This is a genomic window from Crocosphaera watsonii WH 8501, assembly GCF_000167195.1.
GTDB lineage: Bacteria > Cyanobacteriota > Cyanobacteriia > Cyanobacteriales > Microcystaceae > Crocosphaera > Crocosphaera watsonii.
Window position 1 is genome coordinate 78,595 of sequence record NZ_AADV02000003.1, and the last position, 22,195, is coordinate 100,789.

Annotated in this window: 22 protein-coding genes; 14 read left to right on the top strand and 8 right to left on the bottom strand. The window is 36.0% G+C overall.

The features are described from left to right. Nucleotides 1-426: 426 nt before the first annotated feature. On the bottom strand, nucleotides 427-1,068 hold the full coding sequence (locus CWATDRAFT_RS07405; RefSeq protein ID WP_007304418.1) for an SDR family NAD(P)-dependent oxidoreductase: 642 nt from the start codon (nucleotides 1,066-1,068) through the stop codon (nucleotides 427-429). 613 nt (nucleotides 1,069-1,681) lie between these two features. Here CWATDRAFT_RS07405 and CWATDRAFT_RS07410 point away from each other — a divergent pair. From CWATDRAFT_RS07410 to lspA, 12 genes are all read left to right on the top strand, one after another. Then, complete coding sequence (locus CWATDRAFT_RS07410) at nucleotides 1,682-2,542, top strand: sigma-70 RNA polymerase sigma factor region 4 domain-containing protein (RefSeq protein ID WP_007304419.1); 861 nt, start codon at nucleotides 1,682-1,684, stop codon at nucleotides 2,540-2,542. A 496-nt stretch (nucleotides 2,543-3,038) separates the two neighbouring features. Continuing rightward, a complete protein-coding gene (locus tag CWATDRAFT_RS07415) occupies nucleotides 3,039-3,965 on the top strand; it encodes an NAD-dependent epimerase/dehydratase family protein (protein ID WP_007304420.1) in 927 nt (308 codons plus the stop codon). Between the two features lie 21 nt (nucleotides 3,966-3,986). Then, complete coding sequence (gene gmhA, locus CWATDRAFT_RS07420; protein WP_007304421.1) at nucleotides 3,987-4,577, top strand: D-sedoheptulose 7-phosphate isomerase; 591 nt, start codon at nucleotides 3,987-3,989, stop codon at nucleotides 4,575-4,577. Nucleotides 4,578-4,585: 8 nt separating this feature from the next. Beyond that, nucleotides 4,586-5,155, top strand: coding sequence for a D-glycero-alpha-D-manno-heptose-1,7-bisphosphate 7-phosphatase (locus CWATDRAFT_RS07425; protein WP_007304422.1), 570 nt, complete (start codon nucleotides 4,586-4,588; stop codon nucleotides 5,153-5,155). 56 nt (nucleotides 5,156-5,211) lie between these two features. Then, nucleotides 5,212-6,396 (top strand): glycosyltransferase, encoded by a 1,185-nt coding sequence (locus CWATDRAFT_RS07430; RefSeq protein WP_007304423.1) that lies wholly within the window; start codon nucleotides 5,212-5,214, stop codon nucleotides 6,394-6,396. Beyond that, nucleotides 6,389-7,549, top strand: coding sequence for a glycosyltransferase family 4 protein (locus tag CWATDRAFT_RS07435; protein WP_007304424.1), 1,161 nt, complete (start codon nucleotides 6,389-6,391; stop codon nucleotides 7,547-7,549). The genes CWATDRAFT_RS07430 and CWATDRAFT_RS07435 overlap by 8 nt, the downstream gene beginning before the upstream one ends. A gap of 121 nt (nucleotides 7,550-7,670) precedes the next feature. Continuing rightward, on the top strand, nucleotides 7,671-8,765 hold the full coding sequence (locus tag CWATDRAFT_RS07440; RefSeq protein WP_007304425.1) for a glycosyltransferase family 4 protein: 1,095 nt from the start codon (nucleotides 7,671-7,673) through the stop codon (nucleotides 8,763-8,765). Nucleotides 8,766-8,812: 47 nt separating this feature from the next. Further along, nucleotides 8,813-9,019, top strand: coding sequence for a hypothetical protein (locus tag CWATDRAFT_RS07445; RefSeq protein WP_007309843.1), 207 nt, complete (start codon nucleotides 8,813-8,815; stop codon nucleotides 9,017-9,019). Further along, on the top strand, nucleotides 9,019-9,363 hold the full coding sequence (locus CWATDRAFT_RS07450; protein ID WP_007304426.1) for a type II toxin-antitoxin system PemK/MazF family toxin: 345 nt from the start codon (nucleotides 9,019-9,021) through the stop codon (nucleotides 9,361-9,363). The genes CWATDRAFT_RS07445 and CWATDRAFT_RS07450 overlap by 1 nt, the downstream gene beginning before the upstream one ends. A 247-nt stretch (nucleotides 9,364-9,610) precedes the next feature. After that, nucleotides 9,611-10,717 carry a biotin synthase BioB gene (gene bioB / locus CWATDRAFT_RS07455; RefSeq protein WP_007304427.1) on the top strand — a complete coding sequence of 369 codons (1,107 nt, stop codon included), beginning with the start codon at nucleotides 9,611-9,613 and terminating at the stop codon, nucleotides 10,715-10,717. Continuing rightward, nucleotides 10,680-11,324, top strand: a complete 645-nt coding sequence (locus CWATDRAFT_RS07460) for a biotin transporter BioY (protein ID WP_007309844.1) — start codon at nucleotides 10,680-10,682, stop codon at nucleotides 11,322-11,324. The genes bioB and CWATDRAFT_RS07460 overlap by 38 nt, the downstream gene beginning before the upstream one ends. Before the next feature lie 6 nt (nucleotides 11,325-11,330). Further along, nucleotides 11,331-11,792, top strand: a complete 462-nt coding sequence (lspA, locus tag CWATDRAFT_RS07465) for a signal peptidase II (RefSeq protein WP_007304429.1) — start codon at nucleotides 11,331-11,333, stop codon at nucleotides 11,790-11,792. A gap of 194 nt (nucleotides 11,793-11,986) precedes the next feature. Here the strand turns inward: lspA and CWATDRAFT_RS07470 are convergent, their stop codons facing one another. Then, the gene (locus CWATDRAFT_RS07470; RefSeq protein ID WP_042711343.1) at nucleotides 11,987-12,415 is read right to left on the bottom strand and encodes a pentapeptide repeat-containing protein; all 429 of its coding nucleotides are present in this window, start codon (nucleotides 12,413-12,415) and stop codon (nucleotides 11,987-11,989) included. A gap of 154 nt (nucleotides 12,416-12,569) precedes the next feature. Between CWATDRAFT_RS07470 and CWATDRAFT_RS07475 the strand changes: the two genes are divergently transcribed. Then, nucleotides 12,570-13,532 (top strand): transposase, encoded by a 963-nt coding sequence (locus CWATDRAFT_RS07475; RefSeq protein ID WP_007304431.1) that lies wholly within the window; start codon nucleotides 12,570-12,572, stop codon nucleotides 13,530-13,532. A 210-nt stretch (nucleotides 13,533-13,742) separates the two neighbouring features. Here the strand turns inward: CWATDRAFT_RS07475 and CWATDRAFT_RS07480 are convergent, their stop codons facing one another. The 3 genes from CWATDRAFT_RS07480 to CWATDRAFT_RS07490 all read right to left on the bottom strand — a co-directional run bounded on the left by CWATDRAFT_RS07480 (nucleotide 13,743) and on the right by CWATDRAFT_RS07490 (nucleotide 16,741). Further along, a complete protein-coding gene (locus CWATDRAFT_RS07480) occupies nucleotides 13,743-14,366 on the bottom strand; it encodes an exopolysaccharide biosynthesis protein (RefSeq protein ID WP_007304432.1) in 624 nt (207 codons plus the stop codon). A gap of 149 nt (nucleotides 14,367-14,515) precedes the next feature. Then, nucleotides 14,516-15,793, bottom strand: coding sequence for an adenosylhomocysteinase (ahcY, locus tag CWATDRAFT_RS07485; protein WP_007304433.1), 1,278 nt, complete (start codon nucleotides 15,791-15,793; stop codon nucleotides 14,516-14,518). A 492-nt stretch (nucleotides 15,794-16,285) separates the two neighbouring features. Beyond that, nucleotides 16,286-16,741 (bottom strand): hypothetical protein, encoded by a 456-nt coding sequence (locus CWATDRAFT_RS07490; RefSeq protein WP_042711313.1) that lies wholly within the window; start codon nucleotides 16,739-16,741, stop codon nucleotides 16,286-16,288. Nucleotides 16,742-16,913: 172 nt separating this feature from the next. Between CWATDRAFT_RS07490 and dapB the strand changes: the two genes are divergently transcribed. Beyond that, nucleotides 16,914-17,741, top strand: coding sequence for a 4-hydroxy-tetrahydrodipicolinate reductase (gene dapB / locus CWATDRAFT_RS07495; RefSeq protein WP_007304434.1), 828 nt, complete (start codon nucleotides 16,914-16,916; stop codon nucleotides 17,739-17,741). 63 nt (nucleotides 17,742-17,804) lie between these two features. Here dapB and CWATDRAFT_RS07500 read toward each other — a convergent pair whose 3' ends face one another. The 3 genes from CWATDRAFT_RS07500 to CWATDRAFT_RS07510 form a co-directional block, all read right to left on the bottom strand. Beyond that, nucleotides 17,805-18,269 (bottom strand): DUF1499 domain-containing protein, encoded by a 465-nt coding sequence (locus tag CWATDRAFT_RS07500; protein WP_007304435.1) that lies wholly within the window; start codon nucleotides 18,267-18,269, stop codon nucleotides 17,805-17,807. Continuing rightward, nucleotides 18,266-19,003, bottom strand: coding sequence for a TspO/MBR family protein (locus CWATDRAFT_RS07505; protein ID WP_007304436.1), 738 nt, complete (start codon nucleotides 19,001-19,003; stop codon nucleotides 18,266-18,268). Before CWATDRAFT_RS07505 ends, CWATDRAFT_RS07500 begins: the two co-directional genes overlap by 4 nt. A gap of 317 nt (nucleotides 19,004-19,320) precedes the next feature. After that, nucleotides 19,321-21,867: an AAA-like domain-containing protein gene (locus CWATDRAFT_RS07510; protein WP_007304437.1), complete on the bottom strand. Its 2,547-nt coding sequence runs from the start codon at nucleotides 21,865-21,867 to the stop codon at nucleotides 19,321-19,323. Nucleotides 21,868-22,195 lie beyond the last annotated feature (328 nt).

A 22,195-nucleotide genomic window follows, 5' to 3' on the forward strand; every position in this document is an offset into this window, starting at 1 on the left:
CATCATCGACCTGATGGTAAGAGCAGTCATGGACTTAATTCGTTCCGTTGGTTTGGGTGTATTGGTTTTAGGTTTCATCTCTCCCCCAGGTTACTTTTAGGAATCGTTGTGGATGTTACGAAGAAAACTCCACTTTTCACCTTGTTCTTTTGAACGCAGCCTGTCAAACAGATTTGGCTACTTGGAGGTCTTGAGGGTTCAGGACGATGATTCAGCGTAATGCTTAAGCGTGACCAATTGACTGGAGGAACGACTTGCCATGCTGTTTCATGACGGGTTCCCCTTTTAACCCTGCTTCCATCCTGAGTTTACTAAGTCCAAAACGGAGGGTTAAGTTGTCACTCTTAGGATTGCTCCCTTGATTCCGAGTGTGGCTCCTTTAGCCAACAAACCAACAGTTATCTAGTTTTCTAGGTTCTAGACTAGCTACACCCCTGTATTTAGTACAGGCTTTCTAGCTAAACGAATCGCACCTTCATTTCCACCCATATCGGTACTAGCCCAACCAGGACTTTGTATAATTATAATAACACCTTGGGCTTTCAATTGAGATGCTAATATGGTACTAATCATATTTAGAGCAGCTTTACTTGCATTATAGTCAACTGAACCAATACCAGAAAACTCTCCTTTTTGTAAAGTAATTGATCCTAGTTGTGAAGTAATATTAGCTATCAAAGGTCGTTTTGATTTTACCAGAAGCGGTAAAAAAGTTCTAGTAACAATAAGTGGGGCAATAGCATTTGTTAAATACACATTAGTTAAATCATCAATGGTTAATTCTTGAAAAGATTTTCTGTAACCCATCCCTGCATTATTGATCAGTATATCGACATGAGAGAAACTCTTGTTAACTAAATTATAAGCTTCTTTGATTGAGTCTTCCTGAGCAACATCAAGGGAAATAATAGTTAGCTTTTTGTCATATTTTTGCTTAAGAAGATGAAGTTTGTTGGCTGAAGATATGTTTCTACAAGTGGCTATTACCTGAGCATTTTGAGCAAGATATTGCCGAGTAAACTCATAACCTAAACCACGACTGCTTCCTGTAATTAAGACTGTTTGCATTTTTAAAATTATTGAAATAACTTTGTGTTTAAACTATAGCACTAGGGTTTTTAGTGAGCGATTGCTACTGTAATAGTTAGCTACTTCGGGGACTATATCTTATGGTTCGTTGGTGAACTTTTGTATTACTTAGCAAGAGGAGTCAGCTAACTTGTTATAACCTGTTATATAGATTAGGATTTAAACTATAGCACTAGGGTTTTTGTGAGGCGATCGCTACTGTAATAGTTAGCTACATATGGGACTGTATTTTATGGTTCGCTAGTGAACGTTTGTATTAAGGGATTTAAACTATAGCACTAGGGTTTTTATGAGGCGATCGCTACTGTAATAGTTAGCTACTTCGGGGACTGTATCTTATGGTTCGTTGGTGAACATTTGTATTAATTGAGACAGTAGACAAGTTAACCTGGCCTGAAACTGTAGCACTACGGTTTTTAATGAGCGATCGCAACATAAAACAATCATCTATTATCAGGTTAGGGAATAATGTTTAGCCCTTTAAAACTCTGGTTTAGCTTGGTTCCAAAAATTTTTTGTGTATCTTGTCCCATTTCGGTGCTGTTTTGCCTCTTAGTAAGTAGATGGACATCTTAGAAAGGAAAAAATCACTATGGATAATATTCTTAACGAACAAAATCAAAATCAAACCATGTGTTCCGAAGAAGCTAAAAAAAATGTAAATATAATTCTCCGAGCTCGACAAGAAGCTCAAGCTGAACTTGATTTCCTGACCCAATCAGTTCAAAAATTCATCAAAAACTTATTTGGTTATGACTTTGATGATATTCAGCGTCGAGTTCAAACTGCTCTAGCTGCAATAAATTCATCTATTAAGCCGTTTCAAGAATTATTAATAAAAATCAGGAATAATGATCATACTAACTATCGTAAAAATTATCTTGATAACGAATTAAGCTTTTTGTTTAAAAATCCTGAATTTCTATCTCCGTTACAACACAAAAAAAGACAAGCTCTAATCAATCATATCTATTCTTATCTTAAGTCTTACAAGGTTAATCATGTAGAACCATTAGAAATTCTAGCTATAGCGTATGAAAAAGGTCTTAAAACAATTGAAAAATACCCTATAGATAATCCCTATGGATGGGTTAAAAAAGCTGTTATTTGGATAATCAAAGATATTGGCAGAAAATATCGGGGTAAAGAACCTATAGAATATAATGACGGACTAGGAGAAACCTTATTACATAATCAAGACTATAATTTTTATAAATATATAGACAATAAAGAGTTAATTGACCGTACATATCAATCATTAAATGATCTTGACAGTCAAATTATACACTTATACTTAGAAGAAGGTTATACATTGAAAGAGATTCCTTTTGAATTGGTCAAAAACAATAATTCCTCTCTTTTCTATGATGCTGTACGAAAACGTTGTCAAAGAAGTCTTAAAAGTATCAGGACAGATCCTGTACTAACATCTATGTATCGATCATTATTTTAATTGTGGTTGAGATGTCCCAAAAATAGAATTAAATGCCTCTAGTTAGTAGCTGAGTTCGATAAACATATAATGTCAAAACTTGCTACTAACAACAAGAATACTTCTCGTCGTTTCTTGTCCAAAACTCTAACTATTATCAAGAAATTAATGACACTTTTCTGTCTGTTGTTTTATCTAACTCAATTCTCTAATCTTCCTTATAAGGAGAAAATGAAAACGATATTTTATGCAGTTCAATTATGTAGATATTCTCTAGAATTGATTAAAGATAAAAATCTTTAACCCTAGCAAACTGAGTTCGATATAAGGAAGTTTCTAGAAAACTAACTCAAATGAGAAGTCTCAAACCGTCATTCTATCCTTAAGAAAATCATAACTCCTAACTCCGAACTCCTAACTCACGTTAGCAACTCTTTACAAAATTTTACGTCACGGGTACAGTGTCTCTACTTGACCTCTTTTTTGTGAGAGTCAGTGCTGTTCATAGGAAAATACTATGAAAATCTTAATTACTGGTGCATCTGGGTTTCTGGGGACTAACTTATGTTCGCAACTGGAAACCCAAGGCCACGATATCATCAAATTAAACTCTAAAAACTGCGATCTGACTCAACCAGACTCGCTATTAAACTTTAATAATCTTAGCTACGATCAAATCTATCATTTAGCGGCCTGGACCCAAGCAGGGGACTTTTGTTTGTATCATCCAGGGGAACAGTGGATCATCAATCAACAGATGAATACTCATGTTTTGACTTGGTGGCAAAAGTATCAACCCCAGGCTAAATTTATTTGTATGGGAACAAGTTGTGCCTATGATCCCGACTTAGCTTTAGTAGAAGAGAATTATCTAACAGGGATGCCTATTACTAGTCTATTTACTTATGCCATGACCAAAAGAATGCTCTATGCAGGACTTTTGGCTTTGAATAAGCAATATGGTCTCAAGTATCTTTGCTTGGTCCCTTCGACCCTTTACGGCACAGGATATCATACCGATGGACGACAGATGCACTTTATCTTCGATCTCATCCGTAAGATTATTCGCGGTAAACTGTATGATGAACCAGTTATCCTATGGGGAGATGGCTACCAGTCACGGGAGCTTGTCTTTGTGGAAGATTTTGCTAAAATTGCTATGGAATTAGCCCAAACCGTTGATAATGACCTCATTAACATCGGTGCGGGGGAAGAGTTTACCATTCGTAACTTTGCTAAACTAATTTGTGAAGGAGTGGGATACGACTTCAATAAGATCCAGTTTGACACCTCCCGTTATGTGGGAGCTAAGTCTAAATGCTTAACTGTTGACAAACTTAAGCGATCTTTACCCAATTTTGGCTTAACTCCATTAGAATTAGGATTAACCAAAACAATTGAGTGGTTTTGGCAGGAGCAAGAAAAACTTGTACCTGCTAATTAACGAATATGTGAGGATGGAACGGTGAACTATTGGATTCAACACAGGCTAAAATGCCTAGAAGAAGCGTTTAACGCCAAATACTGTCGATCTTTGGAGGATACCATTGGTATTGTTGCCAGACAGTTCAAAGCTGGCAATAAACTGTTAATCTGTGGTAATGGTGGATCTGCTGCGGATGCTCAACACATCGCTGCTGAGTTTGTGGGAAGGTTTCAACTGCATCGTAAGGGTTTACCTGCGATCGCTTTAGGAACAAATCCGGCTACATTAACAGCATGGTCGAATGATTACGAGTTTGAGACAGTTTTTGCCCGTCAGGTAGAAGCATTTGCCCAACCAGGGGACATTCTCTGGGGTATTTCTACCTCTGGGAAGTCTGCTAATGTTGTTCGTGCGATGGAAATGGCCAAAGATTTAGGGTTGCTCACCATCGGGATGTCGGGTAACAATGGAGGAATGCTCAAGGATCTCACAGATTATCCTTTATTTGTCCCTGAATATCATACCCCTTATATTCAAGAAATCCATCTAATATCTTATCATCGTATTTGTGAAGAGGTGGAAGCACAGTTATTTGCTAAAGCTGGTTTAGAAGCACAGATCGCTGTCTAATAATAACTATGACAACTACTCTTACCCCTTATACGCAACTTCAAAAGGCTCTATTTTTGGATAGAGATGGGGTTGTTATTAAGTATGTTCCTTATCTTAGTAAAGTTGAACAAGTTGAGCTTCCTCTGGGTGCAGGGGAAGCATTAAAACGATGGCAAGATGCTGGTTATTTATTAATTATAATTACTAACCAAGCAGGGGTAGGAAGGGGTTACTATACTTTAGAAGATGTGGAAAAAGTACACAATCATATTATTGAGGAATATGGCAAGTTTGGGGTGACATTTACTGACATTTTTATCTGTCCCCATCATCCTCAAGATAACTGTTTGTGTCGTAAACCTGCTCCTAAAATGATAATTGATGCTTCTAAAAAACACGGTGTTTCTCTATCTCAATCTTTGTGTGTAGGAGACGCTCCTAGTGATGTACAATGTGCCATTAATGCTGAGTGTCAACCAGTGTTGGTGTTAACTGGGAGAGGAAAAGAAACCCTACAAAATATTGCTCAATATTCCCGTAAAGTAGAAATTTTTGACAGTTTACAAGATACAGTTAAATTGATTCCATCACCGTAGGGGTTTAACATGGTTAAACCCTTACAATATTATTAAACCCTAATAAATAATTACTCATGAGTCAAGATGAGGGAAAACAGTTATCACCTATATTTATATCATTAATCCCTAATTTAATGGAAGGTGAGGGACATATTATTCCTTATCATAAAGAGGTTAATAAAGCAATTAAAAAGTTAGGATGGCAACATAAAGTTATTGTTCCAGTTAATAATAAAGTTGATAACTTACCTACAGGTTGGGATGAAGGTTTAAGTAATAACAATTTAGAAAAAGAAGGAAATTTAGTTATTAAACTTTTTAGGATAAATGAAAGTGTAAACTTAGCTAAAACTATCGCTAACTATTTAAAACATAAAGTAATTAATAACTCAGATGACTCTATTATTTTGTTAGAGAGATTTATTCATCTACAATTATTTGCTTTATATCTTGCTCTGTTATGGGTTCCCACTGATAATTTATCGGTTTGGTTATTATATCGGTTAGATACTCATAAAGATAATACTCGTGGGATTTATAAGTTACTTAATTTTTTAATTAAGAAGAGGATAAAATCAGGAAGATTTAAACTTTTAACGGATAGCGATCGCCTAAGTGAATCTTTATCAAACTACTTTGAAACATCCGTTACCGTGATGCCTATCCCTCATACCGATATTAGTCATTGTAGCATAAAATCTCAAGATAAATCGAAAATTATTTGTTGGTGGCCTGGTTCCCCTAGAGAAGAAAAAGGATGGACAATTATTAAAAAAATAGCTCATTATTCGGGAGATAATACTAGAAATATTCGCCTAGTTTGTGCAGAAACATCTCAAGTAACAGCAGTTAATAATGGAGTAGAATTAACGTTAGTTGATAACTATTTAAACAGAGAAAAATATTATCATTGGTTGGGAAGAACTCAGGTAATTTTATTACCTTACAACTATCCTGCGTATGAAGGAAGAACATCAGGAATATTCACTGAGTCTATTATGGCAGGAAAAACCCCATTAGTCACTGAAAATACTTGGATGGCCTCGGAATTATTGAAACATAATTTAGGAGAATTAGTAATTAACTGGGAAGATGAAAAACAAGTTTTTGATATGATAAGACAAGTTATTAACAGTGATATTATTCAAGAAAAAATAAGCAAAATGCAGTACAATTATCAAGAGTTTCATAGTGTTGATAATTATGCTAGTCTTATGAAGAAAATTTATTCAGAAATGATAGTGAAAAATGATGTTTAAAGTTGGTATTGATGCAACCCCCGTCAGAGGAAAATTAACTGGTATTGGTGTTTATACATTAAATCTAATTAACGCATTATCTCAACTACAAGAAATAGAAAATTTTACCTTAGATATTTATTTTCATCCTTCGGTAAAAAATTGGTTGAAACGTAATTTATCTAGTCCAGAGTTATTGTGTCAATATCCTCATGTTTCCTGTTTACCTATTCCCGTTAGTTTAGCCGATAGATTAGCAAAATATTCTCCTTTTATATTACCCTATTTTGAAAAAAAGTTAGAACAACCTGATATTATTCAAGGAACGGATCATTATATTTTTCCTTATCAGAAAGCAAAAAAAATAATGACTATTCATGATCTAACATTTATCAAGTTCCCTGAATATTCGACAAACATTGTTAAAGGTTATCTAGAAAGAATCAAACGCTGTTTAAGTTGGACAGATGCTATCATAACCTTTTCAGAAAATACTAAACAAGATATTGCAGAATTACTCAATATTGATCCCAATATTATTTATGTAACACCCCAAGCAAGTCGTTATCCTAGTAATTATTTAAACCCTCAATTATTAGATAATCATCGCCAAGTTATTAATGATGATTTAGAGAAACCTTATTTCTTATTTGTCAGTACCTTAGAACCTAGAAAAAATATTTTAACGTTAATAAAAGCTTATGAATATTTAAAACATAATTATAAAATACCTCATCAATTAATATTAATTGGTAAAAAAGGCTGGGATTATCAAGATATTTTAGATCAAATAGAATCATCTCAATGCAAAGGAGATATCAAACACTTAGACTATGTTTCTGATGAATTAGTTGCTATTTTTTATAGTCAAGCAGAAGCATTTATCTATCCATCTTTTTATGAAGGGTTTGGTTTACCTGTACTCGAAGCAATGACATTAGGTTCACCAGTTATTACTTCCAATACTTCTTCTTTACCCGAAGTGGCCGGAGATGCAGCATTATATATTGACCCCAATAACTATTATGAATTAGCAGAAATGATGTTAAAAGTAGTAGATAATTCTACTTTAAGAAAAGAGATGATTAATAAGGGGAAAACACAAGCTAATAAATTTTCCTGGGAACGAACCGCAAAAGTAACTTTAGATATTTATCGATCTTTAACTGCTTGATCTTTAAGATGAAGTAATGTTATGATACGCAGATACCATGATTAAGTTGAGTATCGTCAGTTATTTTTAATGGATACCTAATTTAGGATATACTTAATAGTTAATTAAATGATATTACCTCATGAATCATCAATCACAATTACTGATAAATTTATCCTTACTGTTATCAAAACCAACAGGAATAACGGTTTATGCTAACAATGTTTTTCCTTATTTAAAATCCTTAGAACCCACTTTACTAGCATCCCAACAATATCAAGATTTTAATACCTATTTAGTACCTAATAATTTAACCCCAGAACAAGGAACAAGAGGACATTTAAACCGTCTGATTTGGACACAGTTTAAACTCCCAAAAATTTATCATAAATTACAAGCAAATTTATTATTTTCTCCTGTTCCTGAAGCACCTTTATATAGTAAATGTCGTTCGGTGGTGATGGTACATGATTTAATTCCTTTACGCTTTCCTAAAAAAACATCCCCTTTAACTCCTTACTTTAAATATTATATTCCTCAAGTGCTTAAACAAGCAGAACATATTATCTGTAACTCTCAAGCAACTGCTAAAGATATTGTTGATATATTTAACATTCCTGCTCAAAAAATAACCCCTATTTTACTCGCTTATGATCAAGAACATTTTAAACCTTTAGAAGTCAAAGAAGATGCTTTAAATCTTCCTTATTTTCTCTATTTAGGTCGTCATGATCCCCATAAAAATGTTGATCGTATTGTAGAAGCTTTTGCTAACTTAAAAAAGAACAAAAATTATCAACTTTGGTTAGCTGGTCCAACGGATAAACGTTATACTCCTAAATTAATAGAACAAGCAGAAGAATTAGGCATTGACAAACAACTAAAAATCCTTGATTATGTTGAGTATGAACAGTTACCTATATTATTAAATCAAGCATTAGCATTAGTATTTCCTTCTTTGTGGGAAGGTTTCGGGTTTCCTGTTTTAGAAGCAATGGGATGCGGTACTCCTGTTATTACCTCAAATATATCTTCCTTACCCGAAGTAGCAGGAGATGCAGCTTTATTAATTAACCCTTATAACCTAGAAGAGATAACAGCAGCAATGGAAAAAATTGCCACAGATGATGAGATGCGATCGCACTTAAAAAGATTAGGTTTACAACAAGCAAAAAAATTTAGTTGGCAAAATACAGGAGAGCAAACTTTAGACGTTTTGAAACAGTTTGTTAGTTGAAGTAGTAACTGCTATAATGTAAATGTTTATTCGCTCAAAAAAGAAATATGAATCACAAATTAGTTGATTCTTTGATTACAATCATTGGCTCCCTTTCGGAAGAAGAAAGGAAAAATTTTGAAGAAAAACTCTTCTTTGATAATAATCAAATTAGGACACAAGAACTAATTAACTTAGCTCAAAAAGGTAATTCTTTTGATTTTCTTGCTGATGAACCAGATATATATACTTTAGAAGATGGAGAATCAGTTTAATGTCTCTGAAAAAAGGAGATATTGTTTTAGTACCTTTTCCTTTCACTGATTTAAGTACAACGAAACTCCGTCCTGCTGTTGTTTTATGGGTTGATTTATCAGGAATAGATGTCACTGTTTGTTTTATTTCTTCTCAAAACGTCAATCATGTTACTCCAGAAGAATTTGTTATTGAAACCACTAATTCTGAATTTTCTAAGACAGGATTAAAAGTTACCTCTAAAGTTAGAGTTTCTCGGATGGTGACAATTGAGCGTAATTTAATTACAAGAAGATTAGGAAAACTAGATATAAGTTTATTGAATAAACTTAATGATTGTCTCAAAAGAGTTTTTCAACTTTAAAGCGATCGCAAAAAAACTGATGGTATCATAATGATAAGGGTATCATCAAATAATAAAGGATAAAAAGATTAGGGTATTCTGGCGACATCAGGATAAAAAATGTCCGTCGCTTATTTTTGTACTGTTGAGGAGTGTGAGCATCTTGCTCACTATACTAAAAATCCTAATTTAAAGATTTCTTACCATTAAGCTTAGGGAAAAACCCTGCAATGATACAATTCATAATACTTTATCAGGTAAGACTATCGTGGTTCAATTATCCCCCTCACCTCCTCAAACTCAGTCCCTACCCCCAGAAACAACCCCTCTAAAACACTGGTTAGATACCCTATCCCAACGCATTATCAACGGCGATCGCCTCAACAAAACCGAAGCCTTAAACCTCACCAAAATAGACGGCCTAGATAACATTGTATTACTATGTGAAGCAGCCGATCGCATTCGTCAAGCTTGTTGTGGTAACGTAGTGGATCTCTGTAGCATTGTCAATGTGAAATCTGGCAACTGTTCGGAAAATTGTCAGTTTTGCTCCCAGTCTGTCCACCATCAAGGGGAAAATAGCCCCATCTATGGGTTAAAACCTTCCGAAGAAATTCTTGCTCAAGCAAAAGCAGCCGAAGCCGCCGGGGCTAAACGCTTCTGTTTAGTGAGTCAAGGCCGAGGACCTAAATATAATAGCCCGAAATCGGGGGAATTTGAGAAAATTCTAGAAACAGTAAGACAGATTACTACCGAAACCAATATTAAGCCCTGTTGCGCTCTAGGAGAAGTTACCCTAGAACAAGCACAGCAATTAAAAGAAGCAGGTGTCACTCGTTATAACCATAACTTAGAAGCCTCCGAAAACTATTATCAATCCATCGTTTCTACCCATGAATGGAGCGATCGCGTCGAAACCGTTAAAAACGTCAAAAAAGCAGGAATACAAGCCTGTGCGGGGGGAATTATGGGCATGGGAGAGACTTGGGAAGATAGGGTGGATCTCGCCATCTCCTTACGAGAATTAGAAGTTGAATCCGTTCCCCTTAACCTACTCAACCCCAGAGAAGGAACCCCGTTAGGAGATTTACAGAAATTAGATGTTTTTGAAGCCCTAAAAGCGATCGCCATTTTCCGCTTTATTCTCCCCGAACAAATTTTAAGATATGCCGGGGGAAGAGAAGCAGTAATGGGACAATTACAAAGTCTAGGGTTAAAATCAGGAATTAATGCTATGCTGATCGGACATTATCTGACCACTTTGGGACAACCCCCAGAAAAAGATCACGCTATGCTAGAATCTTTAGGACTGCAAGGGGGTGAAGCTCCAATTCCTGGTGAATATCAAACGCAAACGCACAAACAAGCTCACTAATAAAAAAAAATCCTCATCAACGGTGTCTTTTGCCAATGAACTACTTTGGGCCATCATCGGCTTATTACTAACCATATTCAGCACCTTTGTTGAAGCTTTCGTCATCAATACTCCCTGGAGTTGGACCCAAGAAGGGGTCAACTCCTTACCCCTTGGCATCACCTTTCAAGTGGGTGCTGTCCTCTTAACTGGCTGTATGGGGGGCAAAAATGCCGGTTTCCTGGCTCAAGTAGCCTACATTTTCTTGGGTTTATTTTGGTACCCTATTTTTGCTCAAGGGGGTGGCTTACAATATTGGCAACAACCGAGTTTTGGTTATCTTTTAGGGTTTATGCCTGGGGCCTGGTTGTGTGGTTGGTTAGCGTTTCGCAGGAGAACAAAATTAGAATTATTAGCCCTTAGTGCTATGGCTGGTTTACTAATTATTCATGTTTCTGGCTTAATTTATTTAGTGGGACTCTGGTTTTTAATACCTTCTGAGTTACCTTCTAATAACCTTCTTGACCTGATTATGAGTTATTCTGTAGACCCGATTCCTGGACAATTAGTTGTTGTTTGTACTGTGGCTGTTATTGCTTTTATTTTGCGTCATATTCTCTTTATTTAATTATTCGTGAAAAAAAATCTTTGGTTTTGGATAGTGGGTTTAGTCGGGTTTGCCTTGGATCAACTGACCAAATATTGGGTAGTGCAAACCTTTCCTAATATTGGTGATACCATACCATTATGGTTAGGGGTTTTCCACTTTACTTATGTTATTAATACGGGGGCGGCCTTTAGTTTTTTTGAAGGTGGGGCTAAATGGTTACGCTGGCTTTCTTTAGCCGTAAGTTTAGGGTTAATGGCTTTGGCTTGGTGGGGAGAAAAAATGAAAGTTACAGAACAATTAGGCTATGGTTTTATTTTAGCTGGTGCATTAGGAAATGGATTAGATCGCTTTTTATTTGGTTATGTAGTGGATTTTTTTGATTTTCGTTTGATTAATTTTCCCGTGTTTAATTTAGCAGATGTTTTTATTAATGTTGGGATCTTGTTTTTATTAATTTCTAGTTTTAGTCCTCAATCTTCTCATTAGGTAGATGTAATTAAATATAAAATAGAAAAGTCTGTAGTCAAGGCTTTAGCCTTGATTAATACTAGCTTTGAAAGTCCTAAAGGACTTACTACAAACAAAGAATTAAGAATTTTGAGTTAATTCTTAATTCTTAATCTTTGGTACTGGACAAGTTGCCCACTCTATAATCGATTTACCCATCAGAGTACAATTTATTACCGAACACTTATGGCAGCACACCCAATTTGAGAAATGTCATCATTGGGCATAATAGCACCGCATAAGTTAGCATTGTCTAGATTAGAATCAGCTAAGTTAGCATTATGAAGATTAGCCCCAGCTAAATTAGCCCGACTCATGTTAATATCTCTTAGTTGGGCTGAGTCAAGTGTAGCGTCATTCAAATTAACACCAACTAAATAGGAAGAATTAAAAACAGTTCCGGTTAAATTAGCACCACTGAAATTAGCGTTTTTCATATTAATCTCTGTTAACTTAGCATCGGCTAAATTAGCATTACTGAAATTAGCACCCACTAAGTAGGAAAGATGAAAATCAGTTTGTGGTAGAGTTGCATAACGGAAATCAACTCCTTCCATATTAATATTACTGAGTCTTGCTCCGCTTAAGTTAGCATAGCTCAAATCGGTATTAACTAAATAGGGTTTGCTGAATAAAAGCAAAACCCTATTCTTTAAAAGGTTACACCCATATTCGCGATCGCAAAAAAGATCAGCTTTGTCGGCTACAAACCGCTATAATTGGTAGAAACACTTCCCAGTTGTTGGTCAAGAACAAATGTATCGAAAAGAGGAGCAACCTTTACCGCCCCCAGAAAAATTTGAATTACCTTTCGAGGGCAAATTGTCCCCCAATAATCGTTGGGTAATCATGGCAGAGTTGATACCTTGGGATGATTTTGAGGAAGAATATGCTAAACTTTTTTCAGCAGAAAAAGGTGCGCCAGCCAAACTATTTAGAATGGCATTAGGGACATTAATTATTAAGGAAAAATTAGGAACAAGTGATAGAGAAACTATAGAACAGATTAGAGAAAATCCCTATCTACAATACTTTATAGGTTTAAATTGTTATCAACAAGATGTTCCTCAAAGAATTGTAAGTTTAACTCAACCGCATATTCGTCCAATAGTGAGGGGAAAAGCAGGAAAACCAATAGAGTTTGGAGCTAAACTCTCAGTAAGCTGTGTAGATAACTATGTGTTTCTAGACAAAATAAGTTGGGAAAACTTCAATGAATCTTGTCATTTAAAAGAACAAGTAGAAAAGTATAAAAAAACGTTTGGCTATTATCCCGAATCCGTCCATGTAGATAAAATTTATCGAACTAGGGAAAACAGAAATTGGTGTAAGGAAAGAGGGATAAGAATCAGTGGTCCGAAGTTAGGAAGACCTCCGAAAAATGTCAGTGAAGAAGAAAAGAAACAAGCCCACTCCGATGAATGCTTCCGTAATGCTATTGAGGGAAAGTTTGGACAAGCTAAACGAAGATTTAGCCTAAATCTCGTGATGACAAAACTCCCTGAAACCTCCATTACATCTATTGCTATTACATTTTTTGTTGTCAATCTTTCTAAACTTCTGAGGCAGTTTTTGTCGCTTTTTTTGTCCTTATTTACTAATAATAGAACAAGGGAACTCATCAAACCGCCTTTCATTAATTTTGATTATACTTTAAACAATTTTTATGTACTAAAACTTATTGATTTGTCAGAAAATTCTTGGTCAAAAGTGGCATAAATTTTGGAGAAACTTTTTCAGCAAACCCTAAATATAGCAATCAGTAATGATTTATGACGAGCTTGCAGATCCCCCCTTATTAAGAGGGGTTAGGGGGGATCTGCTTTCCCTTTTACTTAATATTAATTCTCACAACTGACAACTGATTGCTATATGTGGAGAGGGGTTTAGCAATGCTAAACCCCTACAATCTATTAATGAAGGTTATTATTAGCGGCCTAAAGATTCTTTAATAACATCAACTAAGCTAGTTCCTCCCCAAATAGCCACCATAATAATAGAAGTAGAAAGAACAGCAGCCAGACAACAAATAACTAAGCCTCCCAAACTAATAAAACCATCGTCTTCTTGTAGTCCAAAAGCGGTTACAAAAATACCGATCGCAGGTAAAGTATTGGTTCCAGGGATGGGGATCATCATAGAAATTGACATCAAAGCGATGGCAACCCCAATAATAATTCTGCCAGGAAAACTGGTACAAATATAGCTCATTCTGGGACGAGTTAAAGCTTCAATTTTTTGTAACCAGGGGTTACCTTTTTTGAGAAAAGCTTGGATCGTTGTCAACTTCATTGATCCCCTCATCATTTTTTGAGGAAGCCAAGGAATTTTTGCCCCTGCGATCAGTTGAATAGCCAACAAAAACATCAAAATTCCAAAGGGAATAGAATAACCAGGTGCGGGAACTGGTAATGCAGAAGGTAAAGCTAAAATGACGAATAAAAAGCCAAAAACCCGTTCTCCAGCCAACTCTAGGATATCAATTAATTTTATATCTGAGGAGCGATCTTCCTCAAAAAAATAACGATTTAATTCAACTGATAATCTTGCCATAATGATTTTATTGGAAAATTTAAAAAGATTGACAATCAATATACCACACAAAAAAGGGCAGGAATAACCTGCCCAAAAATATTTGAAAATTAACCGTTACAGACAATACACTTGAGATCTGGTTTTATCTCTCTTCTACATAACTGCAATTAAGTTCCAACAGTCCAAGAATTGATGTATTCTTCTTGCTCAGGGGTTAAACTATCAATTGCGATGCCCATTGCTTTCAGTTTTAAACGAGCAATGTCTTGATCCAATTCTTTAGGAATATTGTAGAGACCGGGTTCTAACTTACCTTTATTCTGTACTAAGTATTCGCAAGCGAGAGCCTGGTTAGCAAAACTCATGTCCATTACTGCGCTGGGGTGTCCTTCAGCAGCAGCTAAGTTGATCAAACGACCTTCTCCAAGGACGACAATGGCTTTACCACTGGGTAGAGTGTATTTTTGGGTAAAGTTACGGACTTCCTTAACTTCAGAAGCTTTTGCCCCTAAAGATTCTAAGTCAATTTCAATATCGAAGTGACCGGAGTTACAAACCATCGCTCCATCTTTCATCACTTCAAAATGTTCGGGACGAATAACGTGCTTATTACCGGTTACAGTGATGAACACATCTCCTTGTTGAGCAGCTTCAGCCATAGGCATTACACGGAAGCCATCCATAGCAGCTTCAATGGCTCTTACAGGGTCAATTTCTGTAACAATAACATTAGCACCGAGTCCACGGGCGCGCATTGCTACCCCTTTACCACACCAACCGTAGCCAGCGACTACAGCCACTTTACCAGCTAAGAGAACGTTGGTGGCACGGATGATACCATCAAGGGTAGATTGGCCGGTTCCGTAGCGGTTATCAAAGAAATGCTTAGTATCAGCATCGTTAACATTCATGGCAGGGAAGGTTAGAACCCCATCTTTCAGCATCGCTAAGAGACGAACGATCCCGGTGGTGGTTTCTTCTGTGGTGCCGATGATGTCTTCCATCTGATGTTGACGCTCTTTAATCAGAGTCGCAACTACATCACTACCATCATCAATGATAATGTTGGGGCGATGGTCTAAAGCTATTTGAACATGACTATGATAAGTTGCGTCGTCTTCCCCTTTCTTAGCATAGACGGGGATACCATAATCAGCTACTAAGCAAGCAGCTACATCGTCTTGAGTAGATAAAGGGTTACTAGCAATGAGTAATGCGTCTGCGCCACCTGCTTTGAGGGCAATAGCTAAACCAGCAGTTTCGGTGGTGACGTGACAGCAAGCAGTCAAACGAATACCAGCAAAAGGCTTTTCTTTAGCAAAACGTTCTTGAATTTGGCGCAAAACAGGCATTTCACGGGCTGCCCAGTCAATGCGTTGTTTTCCTTGAGCAGCGAGATTTATGTCCTTAATATCGTATTTAGGTTTCGTTGGGGTTGCAACCATAGGAAATTCTGTCCTTCGTTAAAATCACTCACTAAAACCTTAGTTTAACTTAGTTTAGGCTTTTTTTGTTAAATTGATTACCTAATAGGAAGGGCTTAGGGGCTTTAGGGTTTTGGGATTTAAATGAGCTAAAGTCCCACTATTGGGGAGTGTATGAGGGGTTGAGGGGTGAATAAAACCCGCTCAATTATTTAATTAACTTATCAAAAAATGAGGAACCATTAGTAAAAATCCTTGTGCAATGATTAGCTTAATTTGAACAAAATCATTTTGTCTTCTGATTTTGATTGTGTTCATTAATGGTTGTAGCAATATATCCTGAAGGATAGTTAGGGAAAGGTATAATATCGGCAATAATAAAAACAATCGTAGCAGCAACCATAAATCTCATCAGAATAATCATGATTTAAGTCCTTACCTAGTTATACTTTTACTATCTCAGAAATATGGCCTTATTATCTTCCCCTAACTGGGTGAAACCAGAGAAGGAATTCAACAGTTATCGGGATTAGTTTTTTGAAAGAATAATTTCATTTTTAATGTCTTAGAGCCTATATACTTTATACCAACTTCCAACTCAGTATTATTTATATTTCGACTCCATATCACTTCAGCTTTTATGGGTTCAATATTGTTCATCAATATCAACAATCTTTGCCCTTTATCTATCTTATGGTCGCTTGTTAGCAGTAAAGCACATCCATCGAAAGAGTCATTGAGAATCATTCCCTGACAAGGACTATAAACTTCTTTTTGATTAAAAATTATCTGTACTAATTTGCCCTGGTTTATTGTGAGTCTTTTATGTTTTCTTTTGTATAACTTTGGATTAAGTTCCGTTACAATTTCAGTTTGAGTATCATTTATGTTAGTCATCATTGCTTGCTTAGAGAGAAGATTATCGATAGGATTAAGAGTCAAAAAATTCAAGGGTGCATCTTTCGTCAATTATTTATGGTCTTTAAGAATTTGACAATAGTTAATTTCTCGTAAGTTTCTGCTACCTATACTCAGTGAAAACCCTGATAATATTGATTCTTAATTATTTTCTTAAACTTGAATTAACAGTTTCAGGTAAAATGAGACTAAATCTCGGTATATTTAAGGATTAAACAGAGAAATGACAGTTGAAACCCCCATCCCCGTCGTTGTTAATGGTGCTGCTGGTAAAATGGGTCGTGAAGTGATTAAAGCGGTTGCCCAAGCAGAAGATATGATGTTAGTGGGAGCCGTAGATAAAAACCCTGACTATCGTGGCCAAGACGTGGGAGAAGTTGCCGGATGCGGTGAGTTGGAAGTACCTATAGTCGATGATCTAGAAAGCATTTTAGTGGTGGCAACTCAGGAACAAGTTCAAGGTGTGATGGTTGATTTTACCCACCCTGACGGCGTTTATGATAACGTGAGAAGTGCCATCGCCTATGGAGTACGTCCGGTGGTGGGAACCACTGGATTATCTAATAAGCAGTTACAAGACTTAGCTGAGTTTGCTGATAAAGCAAGTACAGGATGTTTAATTATCCCCAATTTTTCTATTGGAATGGTCTTACTGCAACAAGCTGCTATCCAAGCATCTCAATATTTTGAACACGTAGAAATTATTGAACTCCATCATAATCAAAAAGCAGATGCACCAAGCGGAACCGCTATTAAAACGGCGCAAATGTTGTCTGATTTAGGAAAAACCTATAACCCTCCTTCTGTCCAAGAAACAGAAAGTATACCTGGTGCTAAAGGCAGTTTGGTGGGTGATAATATTCGGGTTCATAGTGTACGTTTACCCGGGTTAATCGCCCATCAAGAGGTGATTTTCGGCGCACAAGGGGAGATTTATACCTTACGCCACGATACCAGCGATCGCTCTTGTTATATGGCAGGAGTTTTGCTTTCTATTCGTAAAGTAACTGAGTTGAAAAGTTTGGTTTATGGGTTAGAAAAGATTCTTTAATCCTCTGAAAAGTCCCCCTTTGTAAGGGGGATAATTGGAGATCATCTCTTTTACAAAAAACCTCTAAACATTCAGTTCTTTTAATGCTAATCTGATTTGTTCTAACCGTCTACGATTCAAACCTAAATCAAATTTATTACTACGAGATGCTGAACGTAGTTCTATTGTAGATGAATTTGGGGTAAAGTAAAACTCTAAGTCATCCATTCTACCCCAAAATTTACCTTTCGATTGTGCCAGAATATAGTTATCTTTTGTTTCAATAACCTTAGTTCTGGGAACAACGGTTAAAACTTTTAACAAGATTTCTTTGGCTTTATTTCTCTCAATGTGGTAGGAAATAGGATCAATATAATAGGAACTTTCTTCCTGCAAACTTACCACACAAGCAACTTCAGAAGGACAGGGTAATAAATGACCTTCTATAATGCGATCGCTTTCCCTTAATTCCGTTCCAGAGGCAATTGAATGGAGAGAAAAAAAGCTAAAAATTGTAACTAAGATAACTGATAAAAAATAACGGCTCATGATTCAATGGCTTCTCGTTTTGTAGGATAGAAAGGTTCACGGCCATTTAATTGCCAAATACTATAAACAAGAACACAAGCAACGGTTATCCAAATAACGGAAGGAAGCAATAAAAATCCGGCTAAAGTAGTTGTCTGACCATAAATTACAGTAACAATAATTGCTGATAACCAAGGACCAAAAATTACCACAGGAACTGCTGCACCAAATCTTCTTTGTACGGTAAAAATCGTGTTCCAAGTATCCCCTAAAGCTAAATGGGTAACATAGATAATTAAAGGAAAAGCTAAGAAATTTTCACCCATGGCCTGCCAAACTAACAGAGAAGAAACCATTCTTAAGACACCAATAGTCATCCAAATAATAGGAAATGCTAACGGGGGTGGGGCCCAGTTAGGTAGAATAACTTCTTTATAAGTTCCTGCATTTCTCGTATTATCTAAGGGAGAAAATAAGCGAGAACGAATAGTTAAGAAAATTAAGAATAAACTGGCGATCGCTGTATAGGACCAATCAGGAATATTATATATTAGAAGACGGTTATAAGCTTGTGATGTTGCCCAAAGTGCAAAAACCATCAAGGCAATTTGTGTTAAGGTTCCTAATAGATAAGTAAGGATTGCTTTGCCATCAATTTCTTGACTATTGTTTAGAGATTTTATAGATGGTGCTGTCTCTTTAACTCCCATTACAGAATGAACGATACTTTCAACCATTGGTTTGGATTGACTCATCTTATATCCTCAATCTTGTCTTTTTCTATTATATAGCAATCAGTAATGGTTTATGAGATTTTCAAGATCCCCCCTTTAGTTCCCCCCTTAATAAGGGGGGTAGTGGGGGGATCAATTTCAACATTAATTCTCATAACTGATAAATGATTGCTATACAATTATTGGGTAGCATTTAGAAATAACATATAGTACCAACTTTAAAGGTTGTAGGGGTCAAGGGCCGTTGACCCCTACTAGAATATGTAGCTTAATTTTACGAAATTGGGATAACAATAAAGTAGGTAAATTGTGGATCACTTTTATTGAAATTAACTATATTAATTTTTTTCTTGAGCCACATAATACTCATTAGTTACCCATTGTCTAAAAAGTTCAACAGTAATAACATATTTATTATCTTTTTCTTCAATTACATCATGACGTTTCAAACTCTCTATAATAGGCTCAATTTCTGATTCGGTAAAGTTACTTGTTTCTAGTAATTGATTAATAGTTAAACCTTGTTGATATGGGGCTAACATTTTGATAATCTCTTGCTGTCCATCAGGAGAAGTTGCCGCTTGGTTCCAAATACCATGAAAATAATAACTTCCCTGTTGGAAAAAGTTATTATTAATGATAGCTGTTACATCTTCTAAAGTTAGTTTATCATCTGTCTTTATCTTTTGATTAAAGCGATAGTCATTAAAACGACGAATCAAATAAAACCCCATTAAATTAACTAAATAAGGTTGTCCATTGCTTAAGTAATATATTTCTTCTAATGCTTCTTTTGTATATTGTAAGGTAAAATTTTCATTAGGAGATTCTAAGAGTTGATTGGTAGCAGGTTTAGAGAGAAAGCTAACCAAAATATTACGGCTAAAACTAGCATAAAAAGGATGAAAATAATCACTACTCATTTCCTTTAAAGTATGTAAAACAGCAAAAATAAAGCCAATTTTAGGACTCATTTGTACCCAAGATCGTAAACTTTTCATAAATTCCTTAGAAATTTTCTCTTCCTCAATCAAATATTCTAAGGTTTCAAATTCATCCAGAGAAATAATTAACCCTTGACAGGTCATTTCTTTTTCTATCTTCTTTAAAAATCGTCTAAAAGTTCGTTCCTGTGACTGCAAAAAGTCTGTATCATTGGGAGCAGAAATATCTAAAACTTCGCTAATTTCATCACTCATTGCCATAACAATTTCTGAAGAACCTTGCCTAACTTCTCCTAAAATTTGTAAATTAAGATAGGCTAGTTTAATATCCGCATCCAAACAACTATTAATATTCCTGAGAATAGATGTTTTACCCATGCGTCTATGACCATATAAAATAACCGATTGTACTTGTGCCGCATTTATCCAAAGTTCTTTTAATTCTCGTAAAATATCTTCCCTACCAACAAATAATTGACCAAAAACCGGATCACCAATTACATAAGGACTAGAAATAGGTTCAGTAATAGTTATATCCCCAACTTCTGTGGCAATAGTTTCTAAACTAGATTTCCATTTTTGGGCAATCTTAATAATTAAGTCTCTCTCAGCTTCAGGAAGAAATTTATCTTTTTCTGTCTCTTTACCTCCCCTTTCAATAATATTCCGTAGTTCTCCAATAGCACGTTTTAAAGCGGTGGAACGTCGTACAATAGTTGTCGCTTGCTCTATTTCTTGAACATTAGCAATAATTGTTTGAAATTTGTTCATCACTTCCCAGGTATTAGAACGTAAATAAGGAGGTGATGGAAAACTAGGGAGATTTATTGTCACAATATCCTGCCAATCTTCAGGCTGCTCAAGCGTTGTTAAAATAGTTGCTAAAACATACATTTCTTCTCCGTATAGTAAAGAACGAGTGACTTGAAACGCCTCCGTTGCTTTTGATGGATTTTCCTGATATAAATACCAGAAACCTGCGGCAATGGCATGGGGAAACGTATCTATTCGTAAATCAGTATTTAAACGAGATTTTAGACTCCTTTTCCAAGCAGGAAGTAACAGAAAAAAACCGTCTAAAGCTCTAGATTTTAAACTATCTCTTAAAGAAGCAGAGCAGTATTTGACTAAATCCCAGTCTTTGGTTATTTCGCTTAACTGGGAGAAACGATAAATTAACTGTTCATCGGGAATTTTTTTGATAGCTTGATTAATAGCTTTGATAACAGCAATAAACTGTAAACTATATTCTAATATTTGGTTCAGGTTATAAATTCCTGCTTGCCAATCTTCCCGTAACCAGTTCTCTAATAAAGTAGCAACATCAGGCAGAGGAACAACAGTAATACGAGAGGTTAAGAGTCCTCTTTGTTTCAGCAGCCATGAAGATAAGTAGCAGCCCATCAGCCAATTTTCGGGACGTAATATGGCAACTCCTCCGTCAACTCCGACGGCAACTCCTCCGTCAACTCCGTAGGCAACTCCTCCGTCAACTCCGACGGCAACTCCGTAGGCAACTCCGTAGGCAACTCCGACGGCAACTCCGACGGCAACTCCGAAGGCAACTCCGAAGGCAACTCCGAAGGCAACTCCGAAGGCAACTCCGTAGGCAACTCCGACGGCAACTCCGAACCAATAAATATTAACGCCAAGTAGTTCTAATGCTTTGGCCATGGCGAAAGGGACAGTAAGGGTTAATAAAATCCCTTGTATCCATAACTGTAATTGTTGGGGATGTTGTTGTAAAAATTGCCATTTTTCTCCCCAGGTTTTGTAATCAGATAATTTTTTTCCTGACCTCCATTTTTCTTCATACCACCGTAAGGCTTGAGGAAAAAAGAAAACCCAATATAACAATAATAAATAATCAAAAGGATTCCATAAATATAATGGACGGTTTAATTTAGGGGATAAATCCAGTTTGGGGACAGAAGTTGGCATAATTTACATAAATGGTATGAGTTTAATGTCGCATTACCTATAGCAATCAGTAATGGTTCTTGAGATTCTTGAGATCCCCCCTTTAGTTCCCCCCTTAATAAGGGGGGTTAGGGGGGATAAGTTTCAACATTAATTCTCACAACTGATAGATGATTGCTATATTATGATATTTCATGTTAAGGGAGATTCTTCGTTCCTCAGAATGACATAATTAGAGAGTTAAGTGGTCATTGCGAGGGGCCGTATAAACAGTAAATTTTAACTTTTCCTGAACACACCCCGAAGCAATCTAAGTAATACCATTTTCATTAACTGAGACTATATAAGT